The sequence below is a fragment of the Pseudomonas lurida genome (genome assembly GCF_013522705.1).
Lineage (GTDB): Bacteria > Pseudomonadota > Gammaproteobacteria > Pseudomonadales > Pseudomonadaceae > Aquipseudomonas > Aquipseudomonas quebecensis.
In genome coordinates this window covers 52,502-73,102 of sequence record NZ_JAAMRE010000018.1, presented here as the reverse complement: position 1 = coordinate 73,102, position 20,601 = coordinate 52,502, and the positions used below count along the sequence as shown (strand labels likewise).

The following is a 20,601-nucleotide window of genomic DNA, read 5'->3' as shown; positions in this document are numbered from 1 at the left end:
CGAACGATTTCGCAAGCCTGCTCGCCCTTGAGCGAACAGGCGTTTGCGGATCAGTGCCCGAACAGACCTGTTTCGGATTTCTTGGCTTTCTTGTCTGCGCGTTTTTCATCGGCGGTCTTTGCCGGTTTTTTCTTCGCGGCTTTCTTTGAATCCATACCTTTGGCCATGTTGCGTACTCCGCTGTGAAGGGATGCAGCATTGGGTATACCACCTATTGCCCGGCAGAAGGCGCTTATAATCCTGGGCCCATCACGACGCCTGCTTGAATACCATGCCCGAGTTGCCCATTGAGCCACTGTCAGCGCCCCTGTGGCCGCTGCTGAACAAATTTTACCGCCGCCACGACTCATCGATGAAGGCGCTCAAGGGCGGGCGTTTATGGGTGGCGCGCGATGGCGACATTGTCGCCGGGTTGTGCCTGACCCCCGTAGTGGGCGGGCAGTGGCTGACGGGCGTATTTGTGGCGCCGGATTATCGCGGCCAGGGTTTGGCGGCGCGGTTGATCCGTGAGGCAGTCGCGTCAGCCGAGGGCACGGTATGGTTGTTGTGCCATCCTGACTTGGAGCGGTTGTATCAGCGGATGGGCTTTACACAGGACACGCGATTGCCGCAGTCCCTCAGCGAGCGGCTGGTGCGTTACAAGCGCAACAAACCGATGATCGCGATGGGCTTGGAATCGGGAGTGAGGTCGCCCTCGGATAGCCGGTGACCGGCAGGGAATGGCCCATGTTTTTTGTCTGGCACACCGCTGTGTCTGGAGAGAGGGCCGCTTCGCGGCCCGGCGCGGGGCAAGCCCGCTCACCACAACCACTTTGTGCGCCGATCCCCTGTGGTGAGCAGGCTTGGATTATGTGCAGCTAACTAAGGCTACTGGGCAAGCCCCTTCCCACATTCTGATCGGCATTTCTTTGTTTAATCGGCCGTAGTGGGATCCAGCTCCGGGAACATCACGTCGATGAAACCGAACTTGCTGAAGTCGGTGATGCGCGACGGGTATAAGCGGCCGATCAGATGGTCGCATTCGTGTTGCACCACCCGCGCATGGAAACCATCGGCAAAGCGCACGATAGGCTCGCCCTTGGGGTCGAAACCTTCATAGCGGATCTGCTGGTAGCGGTTCACCGCGCCACGCAGGCCAGGCACCGACAGGCAGCCTTCAAACCCCTCTTCGAGCACCGGGCTGAGCGGCGTGATCAACGGGTTGATCAGGATGGTCTGGGGCACGGGTGGCGCGTCCGGGTAGCGTTCGCTGCTCTCGAAGCCAAAGATCACCAGTTGCAGGTCGACGCCGATCTGCGGGGCGGCCAGGCCCACACCTCCTACGTGTTCCATGGTCTGGAACATGTCATCGATCAATTGCCACAGCTCGGGGCTGTCGAACATTTCCGGCGGAACCGGAGGGGCGATGCGCAGCAGGCGTTCGTCGCCCATTTTCAGGATTTCACGGATCATCGATCAGACTTCGTCAGTAGTGGGCTTGATGGAGTGGTCACGGCCAAGGCCGGACACGTGCTGTTTTTCCAAGGCCGGCGGCTCGTCGAAATCCTTCGCCCCGGGTTCCTTGCCTTCGGCTGACATGTGTTCGATCACGGCGTTCATCTCCGCGCCCAGCAGCAGCACCGCGGCGGAAATATAAAAGTACAGCAGCAACACAATGATCGCACCGATGCTGCCATACATGGCGTTGTAGTCGGCGAAGGTCTTGACGTAATAGCCAAAGCCCAGGGAGGCGACGATCCACACCACCACCGCCAGCACCGAGCCCGGCGTGATAAAGCGAAACTTCTGCTCGACATCGGGCATCACGTAGTACATCAACGCCACGGCAAACATCAGCAGGACCACGATCAGCGGCCAGCGCAGGATGGTCCACAGGGTCACCACAAACTCCTGCATACCGATCTGCCCCGCCAGCCACTCCATCACTTGGGGGCCGAGCACCATCAGCGCGGCGGCGGCCAGCAGCATGCCGGCGATACCGATGGTATAGAAAATCGACAGCGGAAAACGCTTCCAGATCGGCCGACCTTCGACCACGTCGTAGGCCGCGTTCATCGCGCTCATCATCAGGCGAACACCGGCCGAGGCCGTCCACAGTGCAATCACGATACCTACCGAGAGCAGGCCACCTTTGGATTGCTGCAGCTGGTCGATCACCGGGTTGACCTGCTCCAGCGCCTGGGGCGGCAGCACCAGTTCCGATTGCAGGCGCAGCCAGCTGAAGAAGTCCGGCAGGTGCAGGAAACCGATCAGGGCGATCAAAAACAGCAGGAATGGAAACAGCGAGAACAGCATCTGGTAAGCCAGCGCCGACGCGTAGGTGGGCATTTCGTCATCGACGAATTCCTTGATGGTGCGAAACAGCACGGTGTGCAGCTTGAGGCCATCAAGTACGGGAAAAATCATAGCGTCTCCTTTCGCCGCAAAGAGGAAAAGATCGTGGGCGACTCAAGAGCCGTTTTCTACCTCAAAGTAGCCCATCTGGCGACTTTGAAACAATTTCCAAAGTTTAGTTGCAGCGCAGGACATAAAAACGGCCATCCGTGGATGGCCGCAGGACGACGGGTTTGCACCCGCCCTAGCCAGCATTACTTAGTGGCTTTTTTGACGGCATCCTTGGTCTTGCCGACAGCCTGCTGTGCTTCGCCTTTCTTCTCTTGAACCACACCTTCAGCACGCAGTTTGTCGTTATCGGTCGCTTTGCCGACACCTTGCTTGACGTTACCAACCGCTTCGTTGGCCAAACCTTTTGCCTTATCCGCTGTGCTGCCCATGGTATTTCTCCGAAAGAACAATCAAGGGTTTTTGGTCATTACCTAAAGATTGACCGGGGGCCGTTCGGCAGAGTTTCAATTATTTCAACGTGCAATTGATCGTCGCGCACAGGTTGGGCTTTATGTTTTGCGGCCAACCCACGAGAATGCGCGGCACATTCAGGCTATTACGCTGAATAACAGATCCCGTAGGAAGGTTATGAAACTCAATAAAGCACAGGCCATTGCCCGCAGAAACCAGGAATTGGGCGGTGCCGTACTCGGCGTCAACAATTGCCATTTCACCGACCTGGACCGTAAACGCAATATCTGGTGGTTCGATCTGCCGGTGGCGCGGATTGCGGTGGGTCAGTACGAGTGGATTCACTTGTTGATGCATAACGCCGAATCCGACCAGTTGCTGCACCTGAAGGTGCCGACGGCGTTTCTGCGTGAAAAACTCGAAGGGTTGGTGGTGCGTAATGCGGGCAAGCGCAAGCCGGAGATCACCTTGGAGCTGAGCGCGGACAAGGACTCGTTCTTGAAGGACGTGCGTCCGGCGGGTGCAGGTGTGAGCTTCGCGCAGTTCGCTCTGTAAGAGCCGCAGTCAAAAAAATGTGGGAGGTGGCTTGGCCCCCTCCCACATTTGAATTGCATTACTTTTTAAGCCCGAGCTTCTTCAGCTCTTCGTCGCGCAACTCGCGACGCAGGATCTTGCCTACGTTGGTAGTCGGCAAGGCATCGCGGAATTCCACGGCCTTGGGCACCTTATAGCCGGTAACGTTAGCGCGCATGTGCTCCATGACCTGCTCTTTGGTCAGGGTCGCGCCCGGCTTGACCACGATAAACAGCTTGATGTGCTCACCGGATTTCTCGTCCGGCACACCGATGGCCGCGCATTGCAACACGCCCGGCAGGCCGGCCAGCACGTCTTCCAGCTCGTTGGGGTACACATTGAAGCCGGAGACCAGGATCATGTCCTTCTTGCGGTCGACAATGCGCATATAGCCATCGGGCTGGATGATCGCGATGTCGCCGGTCTTGAGCCAGCCTTCGCTGTCGAGCATCTCGTCGGTGGCGTCCTGGCGCTGCCAGTAGCCCTTCATCACTTGCGGGCCCTTGACGCACAATTCGCCGGTTTCGCCCAGCGCCAGCTCGGTGCCGTCGTCGGCAATGACCTTGCACACCGTCGAGGGCACCGGAATGCCGATGGTGCCGATCTGGATATGCTGGATCGGGTTGACCGTGGCCACCGGGCTGGTCTCGGTCATGCCGTAACCTTCGCAGATGCCGCAACCGGTCACGGCTTTCCAGCGCTCGGCCGCCGCCAATTGCAGGGCCATACCGCCCGACAGGGTGACTTTCAGTGCGGAGAAGTCCAGCTTGCGGAAAGCCTCGTTGTTGCACAGCGCCACGAACAACGTGTTCAGGCCGACAAAGCCACTGAACTTCCACTTCGACAGTTCCTTGACCATCGCCGGCAGGTCGCGCGGGTTGCTGATCAGGATGTTGTGGTTGCCGATCAGCATCATCGCCATGCAGTGAAAGGTGAACGCGTAGATGTGGTACAGCGGCAGCGGCGTGATCAGGATCTCGCAACCTTCATTGAGGTTTGAGCCCATCAGCGCCTTGCACTGCAGCATGTTGGCCACCAGGTTGCGGTGGGTCAGCATCGCGCCCTTGGCCACGCCGGTGGTGCCGCCGGTGTATTGCAGCACCGCCACATCGCTGCTGAGCGGACTGGCGTCGCTGACCGGTTGGCCACGGCCCTTGGCGAGCACGTCGTTGAACTTGACGGCCTGGGGCAAGTGATACGCCGGGACCATCTTTTTCACGTACTTGATGACGCTGTTGATCAGCAGGCGCTTGAGCGGCGGCAGCAGGTCGGCGACTTCGGTGACGATCACATGCTTGACGGCGGTCTTGGGCACGACCTTTTCCGCCAGGTGAGCCATGTTGGCCAGGCACACCAGCGCTTTGGCGCCGGAATCGTTGAACTGGTGTTCCATTTCCCGCGCGGTGTACAGCGGGTTGGTGTTGACCACGATCAGGCCGGCGCGGATGGCACCGAACACAGCGACCGGGTATTGCAGGACGTTGGGCAGTTGCACGGCGATTCGATCGCCTGGCTTCAAGTCGGTATGCTGTTGCAGGTAAGCGGCAAAGGCGCCGGACAGTTCGTACAATTCACCGTAGGTGATTGTCTTGCCCAGGTTGCTGAAAGCCGGTTTGTTGGCGAAGCGCTGGCAGGACTGTTTCAGTACCGCCTGAATATTTGGATACTCGTCTGGATTGATGTCTGCAGCAATCCCGGCGGGGTACTTATCCTTCCAAAAGTCTTCGTTCATGGAAGCCCACTCCTCAGCGACGCGAATTCATCATCGCATTTGATGCGATTATTATTGGTGTATGTTTTTTTAGGTGAGTCCGGCGCGTTCAAGCAGGCCGAGAGGTCACAAAGCGCGCCGAGAGTAGCAGCTTTGCCGAGGGCCGACTAGAGCCAAAAGAGGCCCCTACAGTCATAAACATGACTCAAGAATATCCAATAGTCATTTTTAGAGCAAAAATTCTATACCGCCTGAAAAGGCTCTAGAACAGGGCTTAACAGGTTAAACACAGACGAATGTGAGAGGGGGCCTGCTCCCGATGGCAGTGGATCAGTCGATACAAATGCTGACTGTTCCACCGCCATCGGGGGCAAGCCCCCTTGCACATTTTGATTGCATTTCACTTCGGGGTCAGGCGATCTCGCGCAGCTCCCTGCGCAGGATCTTGCCAACCGGCGTCATTGGCAACGACTCACGCAAGACGATGTGCTTGGGCACTTTGTAGCCGGTGAAGTTGGCCTTGCAGTAGGCCTTCAGTTCTTCAAGGCTAACGCCCTGAGAACGCGCTACCACGAACAGTTTTACCGCTTCCCCGGTGCGCTCGTCCGGCACGCCGATCACCGCACAACTGGCCACCGCCGGGTGGGCCATTACCACGTCTTCGATTTCGTTGGGGTATACGTTGAAACCGGACACGATGATCAGGTCTTTCTTGCGGTCGACGATGCTCACAAAACCGTCACTGTCGATCACCGCGATATCCCCGGTTTTCAGCCAGCCCTCGGCATCCAGGGTTTCGGCGGTTGCCGCCGGCTGTTGCCAGTAGCCTTTCATCACCTGAGGGCCCTTGATGCACAATTCGCCGCGCTCCCCCAGGGGCAATTCGTGGCCTTCGTCATCGATCACTTTCATCGCCGTACCCGGCACCGGCATGCCCACGGTGCCCAGCCGCGACTGGCTGCCGTAAGGATTGGTGCTGGCCACCGGCGAGGTTTCGGTCAGGCCGTAGCCTTCGCCGATGGTGCAGCCGGTCAGGGCCTTCCAGCGTTCGGCGGTGGCCTTGACCAGGGCAGTACCGCCGGAATTGGTGATCTTGAGGTGGGAGAAATCCAGGGTCTTGAAGTCCGGGTGGTCCATCAGCGCCACAAACAGCGTGTTCAACCCCAGCAGGCAGGAGAACCGCCATTTTTTCAGCTCCTTGATAAACCCACCGATGTCGCGCGGGTTGGTGATCAGCACGTTGTGGTTGCCGGTCACCATCATGCACATGCAGTTCGCGGTGAAGGCATAGATGTGGTACAGCGGCAGCGGCGCAATCATCACCTCCTGCCCTTCGCGCACCAGCGGCTGACCGTTGTCGCTGACCTGGGACATGCACGCCCGCGCCTGCTGCATATTGGCGACCAGATTGCCGTGGGTCAGCATCGCGCCCTTGGCCAGGCCGGTGGTGCCGCCTGTGTATTGCAACACGGCGATGTCATCCAGGGTCACCGGGTGGCGGGTCACGCCCAGGCCCGCCCCCATGCGCAGCGCGCGCTTGAAAGACACGGCGCGCGGCAGGTGGTAGGCCGGGACCATCTTCTTGACCTTGTCGACGACGGTGTTGACCAGCCAGCCTTTGACCGCGGGCAGGAAGTCGCCCATTTTCGCTTCGATCAGGTAGTCGATCTCGGTGTCCGCGCACACCTCCTGCACCCGTGAACCGAACAGGTTGAGGTAGACCAGCGCGCGCACGCCGGCATCCTTGAACTGGTGGCGCATTTCGCGCGGGGTGTACAGCGGGTTGGTGTTGACCACGATCAGCCCGGCGCGCAGCGCGCCGAACACGGCAATCGGGTAATGCAGCACGTTGGGCATCTGCACCGCGATGCGCTCGCCGGGCTTGAGGTCGGTGTGATGCTGCAGGTAGCCGGCAAACGCCGCGCTCTGGCGTTCAAGCTCGGCGTACGTGAGGGTGATGCCCATGTTGCTGAATGCCGGACGGTCGGCGAACGCCTTGCAGGACCGCTCGAACACTTCGATCACCGACTTGTAGGTAGTGAGGTCGATGTCATTGGGAACGCCCGCCGCACGTTTGTCATTCCAGAAATCAGGTTGCATTATTCTTATTCCCCTTGCCCGCATGTGTCCGGCCGCCTTTATAGAAAGCGGAGCTTTGGGGACGTTAGCAGCTATGGCCAAACAGGCAAATACACTGAACTGTGTCATTGATTGTATGAATCTTGCCGCTGATGCGCAGGCAGATACCCCGCCCCTCACCCGATCAGCGATACACTGCAACGACCCGGAGCAAAGGAATCGCCATGAACCCGTCCACCTTCTGGCTGACCGCCAACGATCACACTCGTCTCTACGTGAATCAATGGATGCCGCAGGCTCCGATCAAGGCCGTGGTAATGGTGTCCCATGGCATGGCTGAGCACAGCGGGCGCTATGCGCGGCTGGCCCAGGCGCTGTGCGACGCGGGCTACGGCGTGTACGCGCCGGACCAGCGCGGTCATGGCCGGACCGCCGATGAAGGTACTCTGGGGTTGTTCGCCGAGCGCGACGGTTGGAGCAAAGTGGTGGGCGATCTGGCCAGCCTCAACCAGCACATCGGCCAACAGCATCCGGGGCTGCCGATCGTGCTGCTGGGGCATAGCATGGGCAGCTACATCGCCCAGGCGTACCTGCTGCACCACAGCGCCAGCCTGCATGGGGCGATTCTCAGCGGGTCGAATTTCCAGCCGGTGGCGCTGTACCGCGCCGCGCGCCTGATCGCTCGCGCCGAACGCCTGCGCCAAGGCGTGCGCGGTCGCAGCGCGCTGATTGACTTTCTGTCGTTCGGCTCATTCAACAAAGCATTCAAACCCAATCGCACAGCTTTCGACTGGCTCAGCCGCGACCCGGACGAGGTGGATAAGTACATCAACGATCCACTCTGTGGCTTTCGCTGCACCAACCAATTGTGGGTGGACCTGCTCGGCGGCTTGCAGCAGATCAGCAAAGCGTCCAACCTGCGGCAGATCGATCCGGGCCTGCCGATTCTGGTAATGGGCGGCGAATGTGATCCGGTCAGTGAGGGCAAGCGTCTCACCCACCTGGCCCAGGCCCTGCAAGCGGCCGGCTGCCAGCACCTGCAGCTGACTATTTACCCGCAGGCGCGTCATGAAGTGTTCAACGAAACCAATCGTTCGCAAGTCACGGCGGATGTACTGACATGGCTGGACCACGCCCTGAGCTTGCATCGACCGCCCCGCTGCGAATAACTTTTCCTTTGAAATCAAAAAATTACCGATTATCCACAGGATGCACCTTGAGATGACCCAGGTTACCAATACCCCGTACGAAGCCCTTGAAGTCGGCCAGACCGCCAGCTACAGCAAAACCGTTGAAGAGCGCGATATCCAGCTGTTCGCCGCCATGTCCGGTGACCACAACCCGGTGCATTTGGATGCGGAATACGCAAAGGCGACCATGTTCAAGGAGCGTATCGCCCACGGCATGTTCAGCGGCGCACTGATCAGCGCAGCGGTCGCCTGTGAGTTGCCTGGGCCGGGTACCATTTACATCGGCCAGCAGATGAGTTTCCAGAAGCCGGTGAAGATTGGCGATACCTTGACCGTGCGCCTGGAAATCCTGGAAAAACTGCCCAAGTTCCGCGTGCGCATTGCCACCCGTGTGTTCAACCAGCGCGATGAGCTGGTGGTGGATGGCGAGGCGGAGATCCTCGCACCGCGTAAACAGCAGGTGGTGACCCTGACCGAACTGCCGCCGATCAGCATCGGCTGATACAAATGTGAGAGGGGGCTTGCACCCGATTGCGGTAAGTCAGTCATTAAACATCGACTGATTCACTGCTATCGGGAGCAAGCCCCCTCCCCCATTTACTACGCGGTAAGCTTACGACTGAGCGCGAGCCTGGTTACGCAGGGCTTTCACTTGGTCGTGATTGCGTTGTACGCCATGGTACTGACGCTCAACCAGGTCACGAATGCCCAGCAGGTTGTGCTTGTTGATCTTCTCGATCGCTTCACGGTAAGCCTTGAGTGCGTGGTCTTCACCGCGCTCGGCTTCGTTCAGCACAGCCTCTTCATCTTTACCGGTCACCATCGACTTAACGTCGACCCAACCACGGTGCAGTGCGCCGGCAACGCTGCCGGAATCTTCCGGATCACCACCCAGGGCACGCACGGCGGTTTTCAGCTCGGCGGCAGCGGTGGCGCAATCAGCAGAACGCTTGGCAAACAGCGCCTTGAGTTCTGGGTGCTTGATGTCTTCAGCGCACTCTTTGAAACCTTTTTGACCGTCGATGCTGGTTTCGATCAGGTCGTTCAGTACAGAGATCGATTCTTTGTTGATGTCAGTCATTTTTCAATTCCTTATGTGGGTTGAGAAAGGTTGTCTTAATGATTGCAGCGCTCGTGCCAGGTTTTGAAAAATAACTTTATTGTTTAAATTCAAATAGTTACGAAATATTGAACCATCTGTATCTACGTTATTTGCATGATCTGTCATTTGGCCTTCATGCAGAATGCCTGTATTTTCCAAGACCAACCTCGTAACTGCCTGACGCCCATGAACCCGGAAAAGCTGGAACTGCTGGTCACCCGCGAAATGCCCTTCGGCAAATACAAGGGCCGGATCATCGCCGACCTGCCCGGCCCTTACCTCAATTGGTTCGCCCGTGAAGGTTTCCCCCACGGCGAACTGGGCGGTCTGCTGGCACTGATGCAGGAAATCGACCACAACGGCCTGTCAGAACTGCTCGACCCACTGCGCGCCAAGCACGGCAAACCCGCCCCACGCCATTAAGAGCCCACGCCCATGCCCTGCAATGCCGATAACGAAGCGCACTGGCAAGCCATCGCCCAGCGCTATGACTGTGAGCCAGGCCCGATCAATCTGGAAAATGGCTACTTTGGTCGCATGAGCCGTGCGGTCCAGGCGCACTACCTGGAGCATGTAGCGTTTATCAACCGCAGCAATGCGGTGTATGTGCGCCAGCGCTTTGAACAAGGCGAGAGCGTCGAGATCCGGGGCCTGCTCGCCGCCTTGATCGAAGTGGACCCCGAGTCGGTGGCGTTCACCCGCAACGCCACCGAAGCCTTGCAGTCGCTGATCCGCAATTACAACCGCCTGCAGCCGGGCGACCAGGTGCTGATCAGCGACCTGGAGTACGACACGGTCAAGGGCGCCATGCGCTGGCTGGCGGCGCATCGCGGTGTGGAGGTTGTCGAACTGTCCCACACCCACCCGGCCAGTTTCGACAGCCTGCTACAGACCTATCGCGATGCCTTCGCCCAACACCCGCGCCTCAGGCTGATGGCTCTGACCCACGTCACCCATCGCACCGGGCTGGTGATGCCGGTGGCCAACATTGCTCAGGCTGCGCGGGCCCACGGCGTAGACGTGATCCTCGACGGTGCCCACGCCCTGGGCCAGATCGATTTCAACCTCGCCGAACTGGGCATCCAATTCGCCGGGTTCAACCTGCACAAGTGGATCGGCGCGCCGTTGACCCTGGGCTTTTTATACATCGCGCCCGAGCGCCTGGCCGATATCGACACGGACATGGGCGAATTCCACTACCCGACCACCGATGTACGCGCGCGTACCTCCTACAGTACGCCGAACTTTCCGGCGCTGATGACCCTGCCGCGGGTACTGGACGAGCATCGGGCGCTGGGCGGCGCGGCAGCCAAGGGCGCGCGGGTCAATTACCTGCGCAATGTGTGGGTGAGCCAGGTGCGGGCATTGCCGGGGATCGAGGTGCTGACGCCGGACGATCCAAGGTTGTATTGCGGGATTACCGCTTTCAAGTTCAGCGGTCGTGACCAGCAGGCGATGGCGGAGCGTTTGCTCAAGGACTACAACCTCTTCACCACGACGCGCGTCGGGGCATCGTTCGGGACGTGCATTCGGGTCACACCGGGGTTGGTCACCTCGGTGGCCGACATCCATCATCTGGTCCATGCCATCACCGAACTGCACCACCGCGCTCATTAGAAGCGAGCTTGACGTTATTGCAGGCAAAAAAAAGCGGTACACCGACCAAGTGCACCGCAAAAATGCCGTTAAGCACAGCAACAACGATTCGGTAAATCAGATCAATCCAGCAGCGCCAGCGCCTGAGCGGTGACTTCCTGAATACGTGCCCAGTCGCCGTTCTTGACCCACTCTGGGTCGAGCATCCAGCTGCCGCCCACGCACATCACGTTTTTCAACGCCATGTAGCTTTTGATATTGGCCGGGCCGACGCCGCCGGTGGGGCAGAACTTCACTTCGCCGAACGGGCCACCCAACGCCTTGATCGCCGCTACGCCACCGCTGACTTCAGCGGGGAACAGCTTGAAACGACGGTAGCCCAGGCCATAGCCTTCCATGATGCCGGACGCATTGCTGATGCCCGGCAGCAGCGGGATCGGGCTGTGTACCGAGGCTTCCAGCAGGTCGCGGGTGATCCCGGGGGTAACGATGAACTGCGAGCCGGCCACTTCCGCCGCCTCCAGCATGTGACGATCAAGCACAGTACCGGCACCGGTGCACAGCTCAGGACGCTGCTCGCGCAGGACCTGGATGGCCTTGAGTCCGAACTCCGAACGCAGGGTCACCTCCAACGCGGTCAAACCGCCAGCCGCGAGGGCATCGGCCAGCGGCAGAATGTCCTGTTCGCGGGCGATGGTGATCACCGGCAGGATCCGCGCCTTGGCGCAGAGGCTGTCGATCAAGGCAACTTTATCCGCCATGGACACGGTCGGTTGTGGGCTTTTCATAGCGGCTGATCCTTGGCTCATGGGCACCAGTAAATCTCTAAAGTAGGTTGCAAAAACGCGCGAATCGGCATGGCGGCGACATCGTCTCCGGCCAGCGCGGCGCTCAAGGTGGTCAATTTCGAACTGCCGGAGATCGACAGTACGGTGTAGTGGGCCGTGGCCAGCAACGCGCGACTCATGGTCAGGCGCTGGTGCGGCACGGTCGGCGCCAGCATTGGCCAGCAACGGCGGGTACCGTCGGGCTGCAGGGCTTCGTTCAGGTTCGGGCTGTTGGGAAACAGCGAGGCGGTGTGGCCGTCATCGCCCATGCCCAGCACCAGCACATCGATGGCCGGCAGTTCGGCCAGCAGGCGGTCGGCCTGCTCGGCAGCTTCTTCAAGGTTCACGGCAGCGCTGTACAGGCTTAGGAACCGCGCCTTGGCGGCCGGGCCCTGCAACAGGTACTTCTTCAACAGGCCGGCGTTACTGTCGGCGTGTTCCACCGGTACCCAGCGCTCGTCGGCCAGCGTGATGGTGACCTTCGACCAGTCCAGGCCCTGCTTGGCCAGGTTCTGGAAAAACGCCACCGGGCTGCGCCCACCGGATACGACCAGGGTCGCGACGCCGCGGGCACTGATGGCCGTGCGCAGTTGCTCGGCCACATCGTTGGCCAGGCCGTCCGCCAGCAACGCAGGCGTACGGTACTCATGAGCGTTGACGCCTTGCGGCAGTTTCAATTCAGATATCGCCATACCACGACCTCCCATCCCGCGTGATCAGTGCAATGGAGCTCATCGGCCCCCAGGAGCCCGCTGCATACGGCTTGGGCGCATCACCGGATTTCTTCCACCCGGCGATCAACTGGTCACACCACTTCCACGCGGCTTCGATTTCATCTTTGCGAACAAACAGGTTCTGATTGCCGCGCATCACTTCCAGCAGCAGACGCTCGTAGGCATCGGGGATGCGCGCGCTGCGATAGGTATCGGAAAAATTCAGTTGCAGCGGGCCGCTGCGCAGTTGCATGCCCTTGTCCAGCCCCTGTTCCTTGGTCATTACACGCAAGGAAATCCCTTCGTCCGGCTGCAGGCGGATGATCAACTTGTTGCTGATCTGCAGGCGCTGCTCGGGAGCGAAGATATAGTGGGACGGTTCCTTGAAATGGATAACGATCTGCGACAGTTTTTGCGGCATGCGCTTGCCGGTACGCAGGTAGAACGGCACTCCGGCCCAACGCCAGTTACGGATATCGGCCCGCAGGGCGACGAAGGTTTCGGTGTCGCTCTGAGTGTTGGAGTTCTCTTCTTCCAGGTATCCGGGCACCGGCTTGCCGGCGCTGTAGCCGGCGATGTATTGGCCACGCACCACTTGGGTGGTCAGACCGTCCGGGCTGATCGGCGCCAGGGCCTTGAGCACCTTGACCTTCTCGTCGCGGATACTGTCGGCGGACAGGTCGGCCGGTGGGTCCATGGCGATCAGGCAAAGCAGCTGCAACAGGTGGTTCTGGATCATGTCACGCAGCTGGCCGGCTTTGTCGAAGTAACCCCAGCGGCCTTCGATGCCGACCTGCTCGGCCACGGTGATTTCCACGTGGGAAATGTAGTGCTGGTTCCACTGGGTTTCGAACAGGCTGTTGGCGAAACGCAGCGCGATCAGGTTCTGGACGGTCTCTTTGCCCAGGTAATGGTCGATGCGGTAGGTGCGGTTTTCCGGGAAAAACTGCGCCACGGCGTCGTTGACCTTGCGCGAGGACTCCAGGTCCGAACCGATCGGCTTTTCCAATACCACACGGGTGTTGTCCGCCAGGCCGACCTTGGACAGGTTCTCGCAGATCGCGCCATACACCGCCGCCGGGGTGGCGAAGTAAGCGATCAAGCGTTGTTCGGTGCCGGCCTTTTCGGCCAGGGCCACATAGTCGTCGGCTTTCAAGAAATCGACGTGAACATAGGTCAGGCGCGCCAGAAAGCGCTGGGCGATGCTCTCGTCCAGTTCCTTGCCGACGTACTTGCGCAGTTCTTTTTCGATATGGGCCAGGTGCTGCTGCTCGGAACCGGCTTCACGGGCCAGGGCCAGGATGCGTGTGTCATCGTGCAGGAGCCCGGCACCATCAAGCTGATACAGGGCAGGAAACAACTTGCGCAGCGCCAGATCACCCAAGGCGCCAAACAGGGCAAAGGTGCAGGGTTCTACGGTTATCGAAGGCATGATGTTTGTTCTTTTATCAAGTTAAGCTACAAATACCTTTTTTCAAGGTATCACTCAAGGAAAAATGTAGTAATAACCACAACATTTTCCCGAAATACGCATTGCGTGTGGTGGTGTTCAGCTACCCTCAGTAGGATAGGCCACCGCAACAGGCCGCTCGTCGATTGCTTGCCGGCCTTAATTTGCATCGTCGCCCGAAGGAAAGACTGAATGGACCGCGTGCGAAATCTTCTGGAGCAGATCCAGAACCGCCTCGAAGACTTGAACAAGGCAGAGCGCAAAGTCGCTGAAGTCATCCTGCTCAACCCGCAGCAGGCCACACGCTTCTCGATCGCCGCCCTCGCCCAGGCCGCCTCGGTCAGTGAACCGACGGTCAACCGTTTCTGCCGCTCATTTGGCGTCAGCGGTTACCCTGAACTCAAATTGCAGCTGGCGCAAAGCCTGGCCAGTGGCGCGGCGTACGTCAGCCGCGCCGTGGAAGCCGATGATAACCCCGAAGCCTACACCCAGAAGATCTTTGGAAGCGCCATCGCCTCCCTGGACAGCGCCTGCCAGGCCCTGGACCCTAACCTGATCAGCAAGGCCGTGGATTTGCTGATTCAGGCCCGGCAGATCCACTTCTTCGGCCTCGGTGCTTCGGCCCCGGTGGCGATGGATGCCTTGCACAAGTTCTTTCGTTTCAACCTGGCGGTCACCGCCCATGCCGATGTGCTGATGCAGCGCATGATCGCCTCGGTGGCGCATACCGGTGAGTTGTTCGTGATCATTTCCTACACCGGGCGTACCCGCGAGTTGGTGGAAGTGGCGCGCATCGCGCGGGAAAACGGTGCATCGGTACTGGGTGTAACCGCCGAGAACTCGCCACTGGCCAAGGCCAGTACCGTGAGCCTGAATATTCCATTGCCGGAAGACACCGACATCTATATGCCGATGACGTCGCGGATCATTCAGCTGACGGTGTTGGACGTGCTGGCCACCGGCATGACGTTACGCCGCGGCGTGGATTTCCAGCCGCATTTGCGCAAGATCAAAGAGAGCTTGAATGACAGCCGGTATCCGGTGGGGGATGAGTTTAACTAAGCTCCAATCGCTACCAGCAATACCGCCGCCATCGCGGGCAAGCCAGCTGCTCCCACAGGGGAATGCGTTCCAAATGTGGGAGCGGGCTTGCCCGCGATAAGGCCATAAGCAACAACGCTAAACTCCAGCCCGAGCCTGCAAACTCAGGTGCGCCCTCTCCCCCGGCGCCAGGCTCGCCCCGGCCATCGCCGACTCCACGCACACAAACCCTGACGCCTCGTTAAAGCTCACGCCCAACAATGGTCGACTGCCCGGATGCCACACCACGGTGTCGGCACTCTCGCCAGTATCGATGCACAGTTCGCGCTGCCAGGCGTGATCCTTGAGGTGCAGTTCGCCCTCGTGTTGAAACACCCGTTGACATCCGCCCTCCACGCGCAACTCGCCCTCCTGCTGACACACCTGGCGATTGAGCTGATCGTAACCTTGCGCACCGTCGAGCCCAGACAGCGCTATCTCGTCGACGTGACCAATACGCCAGTAAGCGTGCAATGCATGGCTCAACTGGCATGGCAGTTCGTCCTGATGCTCGGTGCTCAGGCGCAATTCCAGGGTATCGCCAAGGTGCGCGTGCAGGTCCACCTGCCAGTCACACAGTTGCAACTGCCAGTGCAGGCGCACGCCTTCGTCGTCGTTGCTGCTGTCGAGCAGCTTCCAGTCGATCAGCCGGGCCCAGCCATGGGACGGCCAGGCGTTTTCGCTGGGGTGGCGGCCATACCAGGGCCAGCACACCGGCACGCCGCCACGAATGGCGCCGACCTGCGGCCACTTGGCCGCGCACCATAGCCAGGGTTTCTGGCCACGGGGCTGAAAATGCAGCAGTTGCGCGCCCTGGCGACTGAACACCGCCTGACACAGCGGATGGTCGATCACCAATACATCGCGCATCTGAAAGCGCTCCCAGGCAAACACGGGGCGCGGGCGCAGGGATTTGAAAAAGCGTTGCAGCGGATGCTCAGGCATGTGCCACGGTCCTGTATCACAGTGCTGCGCAAAAAAAAGCGGATAGCCATGGCTATCCGCAAAATGCGCACAGAGAGAAGGAGCTTATCGCACCAGCGTTAGAACTGAGACTGAATTTTCAGGCCAGCCACCAGCGCGTTGTCGACTTTGTCCACGCCGCCAGGTTGCACGACGTATTGCAGGTTGGGGCGTACGGTCAGCCAGTTGGTGACGTGGAAGCCGTAGTTGAGTTCGAAGTTGTATTCGGTTTCGCGGATCGGCGTGTACAACGGGTTGTCGTAATCGCTGACACCGTTCGCGGCGTTGAGCAGCTCAGAGTTACGCTTCACGTCGTTGTTGACATGTAGACGCGCGGCACCAATGCCGACGTCGTCTTTTGGACGCGCATCGAATGGGCCTTTGTACACCAGCATGAGCGACTGATAGTTGTCGACCAGGTTGGTTTCCTTGTCGTGGAAGGTGGCGTTGGCTGCGATGTTCAGGCCGCGCGACGCGTCACCGTTATGGGTGGTGAGTTGCTGCTGCGCAACGAACCAGTAGCCTTTCTTGCTGCTGCGGGTACGGAAGTCAGCGCCACTGAGGACCGCATCGCCACCGTTGACGTCCTTACGCACGTCCGGAGCATCGGCTGCGCTCTTGTAGTAACCCACACGGTATTCGCCCGGCAGGTTATTCACCTTCGGCGACCAGACCAATTCAACCGGGATCACAGTACCCTTGGTGCCGCTGCCGCTGAGCTTGAAGCCATTGCCATGCTCCAGCTGCGATGGGTTCTGGTTGTAGGCGCCGATCTGGGCGTACAGCTCAGGCGTAATGTTGTACTTCACGCGGATAGCCGCCTGGCTGACTGGCCAGTTGTACCAGGTGTTGACGTAGTTACCGACCTGGGAGCCGCAGAACGACAGGTTCTGGAAGTCGCACGGGAAGGTGTTGAAGTCTTCGCCTTCACCGAAGTAGCCCAGTTTTACGTCCAACTTGTTGTCGAACATCTGGTGCTGGATCCAGAACTGGGTCAAACGCACCATGTGGCCACGGCCGTACACTTCCTGCGACGAGCTCAAGGTGCCGGCACGTGGGTCGCCGATACGGTCGTTGGAAATGTTCTGGCCATTACGATTGGTCAGCTGGATCTTGGCCTGGGTGTTATCCCAGCCCCACAGTTTTTGCAGGTCCAGTGCCACGCCAAGGCCGAACTGGTCGGAGTAGCGACCGGTCTTGTCGTTGTTGTAACCGCCGTGGGCGTTGTAGCCCATCTCTCCGACATAGTCGGCCTTGATGTCGATACCTTGCTCGATCAGCTTGGTACGCTCGCCGCCCCAATCGCCGGTCATCCACTTGGAGTCGGCACTGAAGGCATCGGCCGCCATCGCATTGGCGGACAATACCAGGGCTGCTGCTGCTGACAGTTGGCAGATCAGCCGAGTGTTGTTGTGCTGCTTTTTCATCCCTACATCCTCGTCTTTATTGTTATTAAACTGTTTTTATCTAACGCGGGTTACATTTTTTTAACTAAAACAACAACTTATCTTACTCAGCGGCCCTTGAACTGGGTCACGTTGTCGGCGTGCCCCGGTACCGGCAATGCGGCGACTGTGCCCAGGCGCTCGCCGGTGTTGGCGTCAAACAGCAGGACCTTGGCCGGGTCGAACTGCAGCGTCAGGGTCTCGCCCACCTGCGGCGCCACATCGGGCGCCAGGCGGCAGCAGACCTTGGTGTCGTTGAGCTGCACGAATACCAGGGTGTCCGGGCCGGTGGGCTCGGTGACCTGGACTTCGGCACGAATGCTCGACGAGCCGTTACCCTCGCCCGCCGCCAGCACGATCTGCTCCGGGCGCAGGCCCAGGATCACATCGCGGTCTTCCAGCCCGGCGTCGTTCATGCCCAGTGGCAACTCGCAACGAGCCTGGCCGCTGTCGAGCAGCGCCACCAGCCTTCCGTCTTTGCGTTTTAGACGCATAGGAACGAAGTTCATCGGTGGTGAACCGATAAAGCTTGCCACAAATAGGTTAGCAGGGTCGTTGTAAATTTCTTTCGGCGTACCGAATTGCTGGATGATGCCGTCCTTCATGACCGCCACTTTGTCGCCCAGGGTCATCGCTTCGATCTGGTCGTGAGTCACGTAAACCGTGGTGGTTTTGAGGCGTTGGTGCATCAACTTCATTTCGGTGCGCATCTCGACACGCAGCTTGGCGTCGAGGTTGGACAGCGGTTCGTCGAACAGGTAGATCTTCGGCCGACGCGCCAGGGCCCGGCCCATGGCCACGCGCTGTTGCTGGCCGCCGGAGAGTTGGCCCGGCTTACGGTTGAGCAGGTGTTCGATCTGCAGCAGCTTGGCCACGCGCGCCACTTCGGCGTCGATATCGGCCTGGGGCATCTTGCGGATTTTGAGGCCGAATTCGATGTTCTCGCGCACGCTCATGGTCGGGTACAGGGCGTAGGACTGGAACACCATGGCGATGTCGCGATCCTTGGGGCTCATGCCGCTGACATCCTGATCGCCGATCATGATCGCGCCGCCGGTGATGGTCTCCAGGCCGGCGATGCAGTTCATCAGCGTGGATTTACCGCAACCCGAAGGGCCGACCAGAATCAGGAATTCGCCTTCCTTGATCGACAGTTCGATGTTCTTCAAGGTGTCGGGCAGGCCGGCGCCATAGGTCTTGTTTACATTGCGAAGTTCAAGCGTAGCCATGATTACCCCTTGACCGCGCCGGCCGTGAGGCCGCGCACGAAATACTTGCCTGCGATCACATAGACCAACAGGGTCGGCAGCCCGGCGATCATCGCCGCCGCCATATCCACGTTATATTCCTTGGCCCCGGTGCTGGTGTTGACCAGGTTGTTCAGCGCCACCGTGATGGGCTGCGAGTCGCCGCTGGAGAACACCACGCCGAACAGGAAGTCGTTCCAGATCTGGGTGAACTGCCAGATCAGGCAGACCATGATGATCGGCGTCGACATCGGCAGAATGATCTGACGGAAAATGGTGAAGAAACCCGCACCGTCCAGGCGTGCGGCCTTTATCAGCGCATCCGGGATGCTCACGTAGTAGTTACGGAAGAACAGCGTGGTGAACGCCAGGCCGTAGACCACGTGCACAAACACCAGGCCCGTGGTGGTGCTGGCCAGGCCCATCTTGCCGAGGGTGAACGATGCCGGCAGCAGCACGGTCTGGAACGGCAGGAAGCAGCCGAACAACAGCAAACCGAAGAACAGCTGCGAACCCCGGAAGCGCCAGAACGACAGCACATAGCCATTCAACGCGCCGATGGCGGTGGAGATCAGCACGGCCGGAACGGTGATCTTGATCGAGTTCCAGAAGTAGCCATCCACGGTATCCCAGGCCTTGACCCAGCCGATGCCGGAAACCACGGTCGGCCAGCTCAGCAGGTTGCCGGTGCTGATGTCTTCCGGGGTCTTGAAGCTGGTGAGCAGCATCACCACCAGCGGCACCAGGTACAACAGCACCGCAAGGATCAGCACTGCGTAGATCGCGATGCGACTCAGGCTGATGGCAGGTTTGGAAGCGAAACTAGTCATTACGTTTGGTCCTCAGCTCGGAGTAGAGGTAAGGCACGATGATCGCGAGGATCGCACCGAGCATCAGGATTGCACTGGCCGAGCCCATGCCCATCTGGCCACGGCTGAAGGTGAACGAATACATGAACATCGCGGGCAGGTCGGACGAGTAGCCCGGGCCGCCGGCGGTCATGGCCGCCACCAGGTCGAAGCTCTTGATCGCAATGTGCGCCAGGATCATGACCGCACTGAAGAACACTGGACGGAGGCTGGGCAGCACCACGCTCCAATAGATGCGCGGCAGGCTGGCGCCATCGATCTGGGCCGCACGGATGATCGATTGATCAACACCACGCAGGCCAGCGAGAAACATCGCCATGATGAAGCCCGAGGCTTGCCATACAGCCGCGATCACCAGGCAGTAAACGACACGGTCCGGGTCGATCAGCCAGTCCAGGCGGAAACCTTCCCAGCCCCAGTCACGCAGGAGTTTGTCCAGGCCCATGCCCGGGTTGAGCAGCCATTTCCAGGCGGTACCGGTGACGATCATCGAGAGCGCCATCGGGTACAGGTAAATGGTGCGGATAAAGCCTTCGCGGCGGATTTTCTGGTCGAGGAAAATCGCCAGTGTCACGCCGATCACCAGGGTGATGCCGATGAACATGCCGCCAAACAGCGCCAGGTTCTTACTCGCTACCCACCAGCGATCGTTGTCGAACAACCGCTCGTATTGCGCAAGACCGGCCCATTTGTAACTGGGTAGGAATGTAGACGTGGTGAACGACAGTACAAACGTCCACAGGATGTAGCCGTAGAAGCCCACCAGCACGATGAACATGCTGGGCGCCAGCACCAGTTTAGGTAGCCAGCGCTGCAGTGCATCGAACGGCGAGGCTTTGCTGAACACAGCAACAGAACTCATGGGGAAATCCAATAATAAGACTGAAGGCAGCTACAAGCGGCAAGCTGCAAGCGTCAAGACATATCGCGCCCGCTTGCAGCTCGTAACTTGCAGCTTGT

Annotated in this window: 21 protein-coding genes; 7 read left to right on the top strand and 14 right to left on the bottom strand. The window is 59.5% G+C overall.

Annotated elements, in window-relative coordinates:
- Positions 1–271: 271 nt before the first annotated feature.
- Entirely contained in the window at positions 272–709 is a 438-nt protein-coding gene (locus tag G7025_RS16030; RefSeq protein ID WP_181080170.1) for a GNAT family N-acetyltransferase, read from the top strand.
- A gap of 203 nt (positions 710–912) precedes the next feature.
- On the opposite strand, the gene def is transcribed toward G7025_RS16030, so the two are convergent.
- From def to G7025_RS16015, 3 genes are all read right to left on the bottom strand, one after another.
- On the bottom strand, positions 913–1,452 hold the full coding sequence (gene def, locus G7025_RS16025; protein ID WP_181080126.1) for a peptide deformylase: 540 nt from the start codon (positions 1,450–1,452) through the stop codon (positions 913–915).
- Positions 1,453–1,455: 3 nt separating this feature from the next.
- Positions 1,456–2,406, bottom strand: a complete 951-nt coding sequence (locus G7025_RS16020) for a YihY/virulence factor BrkB family protein (protein ID WP_181080125.1) — start codon at positions 2,404–2,406, stop codon at positions 1,456–1,458.
- Between the two features lie 182 nt (positions 2,407–2,588).
- The gene (locus G7025_RS16015; protein WP_181080124.1) at positions 2,589–2,774 is read right to left on the bottom strand and encodes a CsbD family protein; all 186 of its coding nucleotides are present in this window, start codon (positions 2,772–2,774) and stop codon (positions 2,589–2,591) included.
- 199 nt (positions 2,775–2,973) lie between these two features.
- Here G7025_RS16015 and G7025_RS16010 point away from each other — a divergent pair, with 199 nt between their 5' ends.
- Positions 2,974–3,351: a hypothetical protein gene (locus G7025_RS16010; protein WP_181080123.1), complete on the top strand. Its 378-nt coding sequence runs from the start codon at positions 2,974–2,976 to the stop codon at positions 3,349–3,351.
- 58 nt (positions 3,352–3,409) lie between these two features.
- Here the strand turns inward: G7025_RS16010 and fadD1 are convergent, their stop codons facing one another.
- Together fadD1 and fadD2 are read right to left on the bottom strand one after the other, a co-directional pair.
- Positions 3,410–5,101 (bottom strand): long-chain-fatty-acid--CoA ligase FadD1, encoded by a 1,692-nt coding sequence (gene fadD1, locus G7025_RS16005; protein ID WP_181080122.1) that lies wholly within the window; start codon positions 5,099–5,101, stop codon positions 3,410–3,412.
- Positions 5,102–5,491: 390 nt separating this feature from the next.
- The gene (gene fadD2 / locus G7025_RS16000; RefSeq protein WP_181080121.1) at positions 5,492–7,180 is read right to left on the bottom strand and encodes a long-chain-fatty-acid--CoA ligase FadD2; all 1,689 of its coding nucleotides are present in this window, start codon (positions 7,178–7,180) and stop codon (positions 5,492–5,494) included.
- Positions 7,181–7,383: 203 nt separating this feature from the next.
- On the opposite strand from fadD2, the gene G7025_RS15995 reads away from it, so the two are divergent.
- Together G7025_RS15995 and G7025_RS15990 are read left to right on the top strand one after the other, a co-directional pair.
- Complete coding sequence (locus G7025_RS15995) at positions 7,384–8,328, top strand: alpha/beta hydrolase (RefSeq protein ID WP_181080120.1); 945 nt, start codon at positions 7,384–7,386, stop codon at positions 8,326–8,328.
- 52 nt (positions 8,329–8,380) lie between these two features.
- A complete protein-coding gene (locus G7025_RS15990; protein ID WP_003175719.1) occupies positions 8,381–8,851 on the top strand; it encodes a MaoC family dehydratase in 471 nt (156 codons plus the stop codon).
- A gap of 111 nt (positions 8,852–8,962) precedes the next feature.
- On the opposite strand, the gene G7025_RS15985 is transcribed toward G7025_RS15990, so the two are convergent.
- A complete protein-coding gene (locus G7025_RS15985; RefSeq protein ID WP_003175720.1) occupies positions 8,963–9,430 on the bottom strand; it encodes a ferritin-like domain-containing protein in 468 nt (155 codons plus the stop codon).
- A 207-nt stretch (positions 9,431–9,637) separates the two neighbouring features.
- Between G7025_RS15985 and G7025_RS15980 the strand changes: the two genes are divergently transcribed.
- Entirely contained in the window at positions 9,638–9,874 is a 237-nt protein-coding gene (locus G7025_RS15980; RefSeq protein WP_181080169.1) for a DUF3820 family protein, read from the top strand.
- A 12-nt stretch (positions 9,875–9,886) separates the two neighbouring features.
- Positions 9,887–11,068, top strand: a complete 1,182-nt coding sequence (locus G7025_RS15975; protein WP_181080119.1) for an aminotransferase class V-fold PLP-dependent enzyme — start codon at positions 9,887–9,889, stop codon at positions 11,066–11,068.
- 101 nt (positions 11,069–11,169) lie between these two features.
- Here the strand turns inward: G7025_RS15975 and G7025_RS15970 are convergent, their stop codons facing one another.
- From G7025_RS15970 to zwf, 3 genes are read right to left on the bottom strand one after another with little or no spacing between them, the layout of a single operon-like run.
- Positions 11,170–11,835, bottom strand: coding sequence for a bifunctional 4-hydroxy-2-oxoglutarate aldolase/2-dehydro-3-deoxy-phosphogluconate aldolase (locus G7025_RS15970; RefSeq protein ID WP_026067364.1), 666 nt, complete (start codon positions 11,833–11,835; stop codon positions 11,170–11,172).
- Positions 11,836–11,852: 17 nt separating this feature from the next.
- Entirely contained in the window at positions 11,853–12,566 is a 714-nt protein-coding gene (pgl, locus tag G7025_RS15965) for a 6-phosphogluconolactonase (RefSeq protein ID WP_181080118.1), read from the bottom strand.
- Complete coding sequence (gene zwf, locus G7025_RS15960) at positions 12,553–14,019, bottom strand: glucose-6-phosphate dehydrogenase (RefSeq protein WP_181080117.1); 1,467 nt, start codon at positions 14,017–14,019, stop codon at positions 12,553–12,555. Before zwf ends, pgl begins: the two co-directional genes overlap by 14 nt.
- 219 nt (positions 14,020–14,238) lie before the next feature.
- On the opposite strand from zwf, the gene G7025_RS15955 reads away from it, so the two are divergent.
- A complete protein-coding gene (locus tag G7025_RS15955) occupies positions 14,239–15,099 on the top strand; it encodes a MurR/RpiR family transcriptional regulator (protein ID WP_181080168.1) in 861 nt (286 codons plus the stop codon).
- Positions 15,100–15,216: 117 nt separating this feature from the next.
- On the opposite strand, the gene G7025_RS15950 is transcribed toward G7025_RS15955, so the two are convergent.
- From G7025_RS15950 to G7025_RS15930, 5 genes are all read right to left on the bottom strand, one after another.
- The gene (locus tag G7025_RS15950) at positions 15,217–16,062 is read right to left on the bottom strand and encodes a D-hexose-6-phosphate mutarotase (RefSeq protein ID WP_181080116.1); all 846 of its coding nucleotides are present in this window, start codon (positions 16,060–16,062) and stop codon (positions 15,217–15,219) included.
- Between the two features lie 98 nt (positions 16,063–16,160).
- Positions 16,161–17,507 carry a carbohydrate porin gene (locus G7025_RS15945; protein ID WP_181080115.1) on the bottom strand — a complete coding sequence of 449 codons (1,347 nt, stop codon included), beginning with the start codon at positions 17,505–17,507 and terminating at the stop codon, positions 16,161–16,163.
- Positions 17,508–17,593: 86 nt separating this feature from the next.
- A complete protein-coding gene (locus tag G7025_RS15940; protein ID WP_181080114.1) occupies positions 17,594–18,754 on the bottom strand; it encodes an ABC transporter ATP-binding protein in 1,161 nt (386 codons plus the stop codon).
- A gap of 2 nt (positions 18,755–18,756) precedes the next feature.
- Entirely contained in the window at positions 18,757–19,602 is an 846-nt protein-coding gene (locus G7025_RS15935; RefSeq protein ID WP_181080113.1) for a carbohydrate ABC transporter permease, read from the bottom strand.
- Positions 19,595–20,503, bottom strand: a complete 909-nt coding sequence (locus G7025_RS15930; RefSeq protein WP_003175732.1) for a carbohydrate ABC transporter permease — start codon at positions 20,501–20,503, stop codon at positions 19,595–19,597. The genes G7025_RS15935 and G7025_RS15930 overlap by 8 nt, the downstream gene beginning before the upstream one ends.
- Between the last annotated feature and the right edge of the window lie 98 nt (positions 20,504–20,601).

Bases quoted from the DNA above. Each gene is read 5' to 3' on its own strand.
- G7025_RS16030 (WP_181080170.1), top strand. From the start codon at position 272: ATGCCCGAGTTGCCCATTGAGCCACTGTCAGCGCCCCTGTGGCCGCTG.
- G7025_RS16010 (WP_181080123.1), top strand. From the start codon at position 2,974: ATGAAACTCAATAAAGCACAGGCCATTGCCCGCAGAAACCAGGAATTG.
- G7025_RS15985 (WP_003175720.1), bottom strand. From the start codon at position 9,430: ATGACTGACATCAACAAAGAATCGATCTCTGTACTGAACGACCTGATC.
- def (WP_181080126.1), bottom strand. From the start codon at position 1,452: ATGATCCGTGAAATCCTGAAAATGGGCGACGAACGCCTGCTGCGCATC.
- fadD2 (WP_181080121.1), bottom strand. From the start codon at position 7,180: ATGCAACCTGATTTCTGGAATGACAAACGTGCGGCGGGCGTTCCCAAT.
- G7025_RS15950 (WP_181080116.1), bottom strand. From the start codon at position 16,062: ATGCCTGAGCATCCGCTGCAACGCTTTTTCAAATCCCTGCGCCCGCGC.
- G7025_RS15980 (WP_181080169.1), top strand. From the start codon at position 9,638: ATGAACCCGGAAAAGCTGGAACTGCTGGTCACCCGCGAAATGCCCTTC.
- zwf (WP_181080117.1), bottom strand. From the start codon at position 14,019: ATGCCTTCGATAACCGTAGAACCCTGCACCTTTGCCCTGTTTGGCGCC.
- G7025_RS15935 (WP_181080113.1), bottom strand. From the start codon at position 19,602: ATGACTAGTTTCGCTTCCAAACCTGCCATCAGCCTGAGTCGCATCGCG.
- G7025_RS15945 (WP_181080115.1), bottom strand. From the start codon at position 17,507: ATGAAAAAGCAGCACAACAACACTCGGCTGATCTGCCAACTGTCAGCA.
- G7025_RS15940 (WP_181080114.1), bottom strand. From the start codon at position 18,754: ATGGCTACGCTTGAACTTCGCAATGTAAACAAGACCTATGGCGCCGGC.
- fadD1 (WP_181080122.1), bottom strand. From the start codon at position 5,101: ATGAACGAAGACTTTTGGAAGGATAAGTACCCCGCCGGGATTGCTGCA.
- G7025_RS15990 (WP_003175719.1), top strand. From the start codon at position 8,381: ATGACCCAGGTTACCAATACCCCGTACGAAGCCCTTGAAGTCGGCCAG.
- G7025_RS15995 (WP_181080120.1), top strand. From the start codon at position 7,384: ATGAACCCGTCCACCTTCTGGCTGACCGCCAACGATCACACTCGTCTC.
- G7025_RS16020 (WP_181080125.1), bottom strand. From the start codon at position 2,406: ATGATTTTTCCCGTACTTGATGGCCTCAAGCTGCACACCGTGCTGTTT.
- G7025_RS15970 (WP_026067364.1), bottom strand. From the start codon at position 11,835: ATGAAAAGCCCACAACCGACCGTGTCCATGGCGGATAAAGTTGCCTTG.
- G7025_RS15930 (WP_003175732.1), bottom strand. From the start codon at position 20,503: ATGAGTTCTGTTGCTGTGTTCAGCAAAGCCTCGCCGTTCGATGCACTG.
- G7025_RS15975 (WP_181080119.1), top strand. From the start codon at position 9,887: ATGCCCTGCAATGCCGATAACGAAGCGCACTGGCAAGCCATCGCCCAG.
- G7025_RS16015 (WP_181080124.1), bottom strand. From the start codon at position 2,774: ATGGGCAGCACAGCGGATAAGGCAAAAGGTTTGGCCAACGAAGCGGTT.
- pgl (WP_181080118.1), bottom strand. From the start codon at position 12,566: ATGGCGATATCTGAATTGAAACTGCCGCAAGGCGTCAACGCTCATGAG.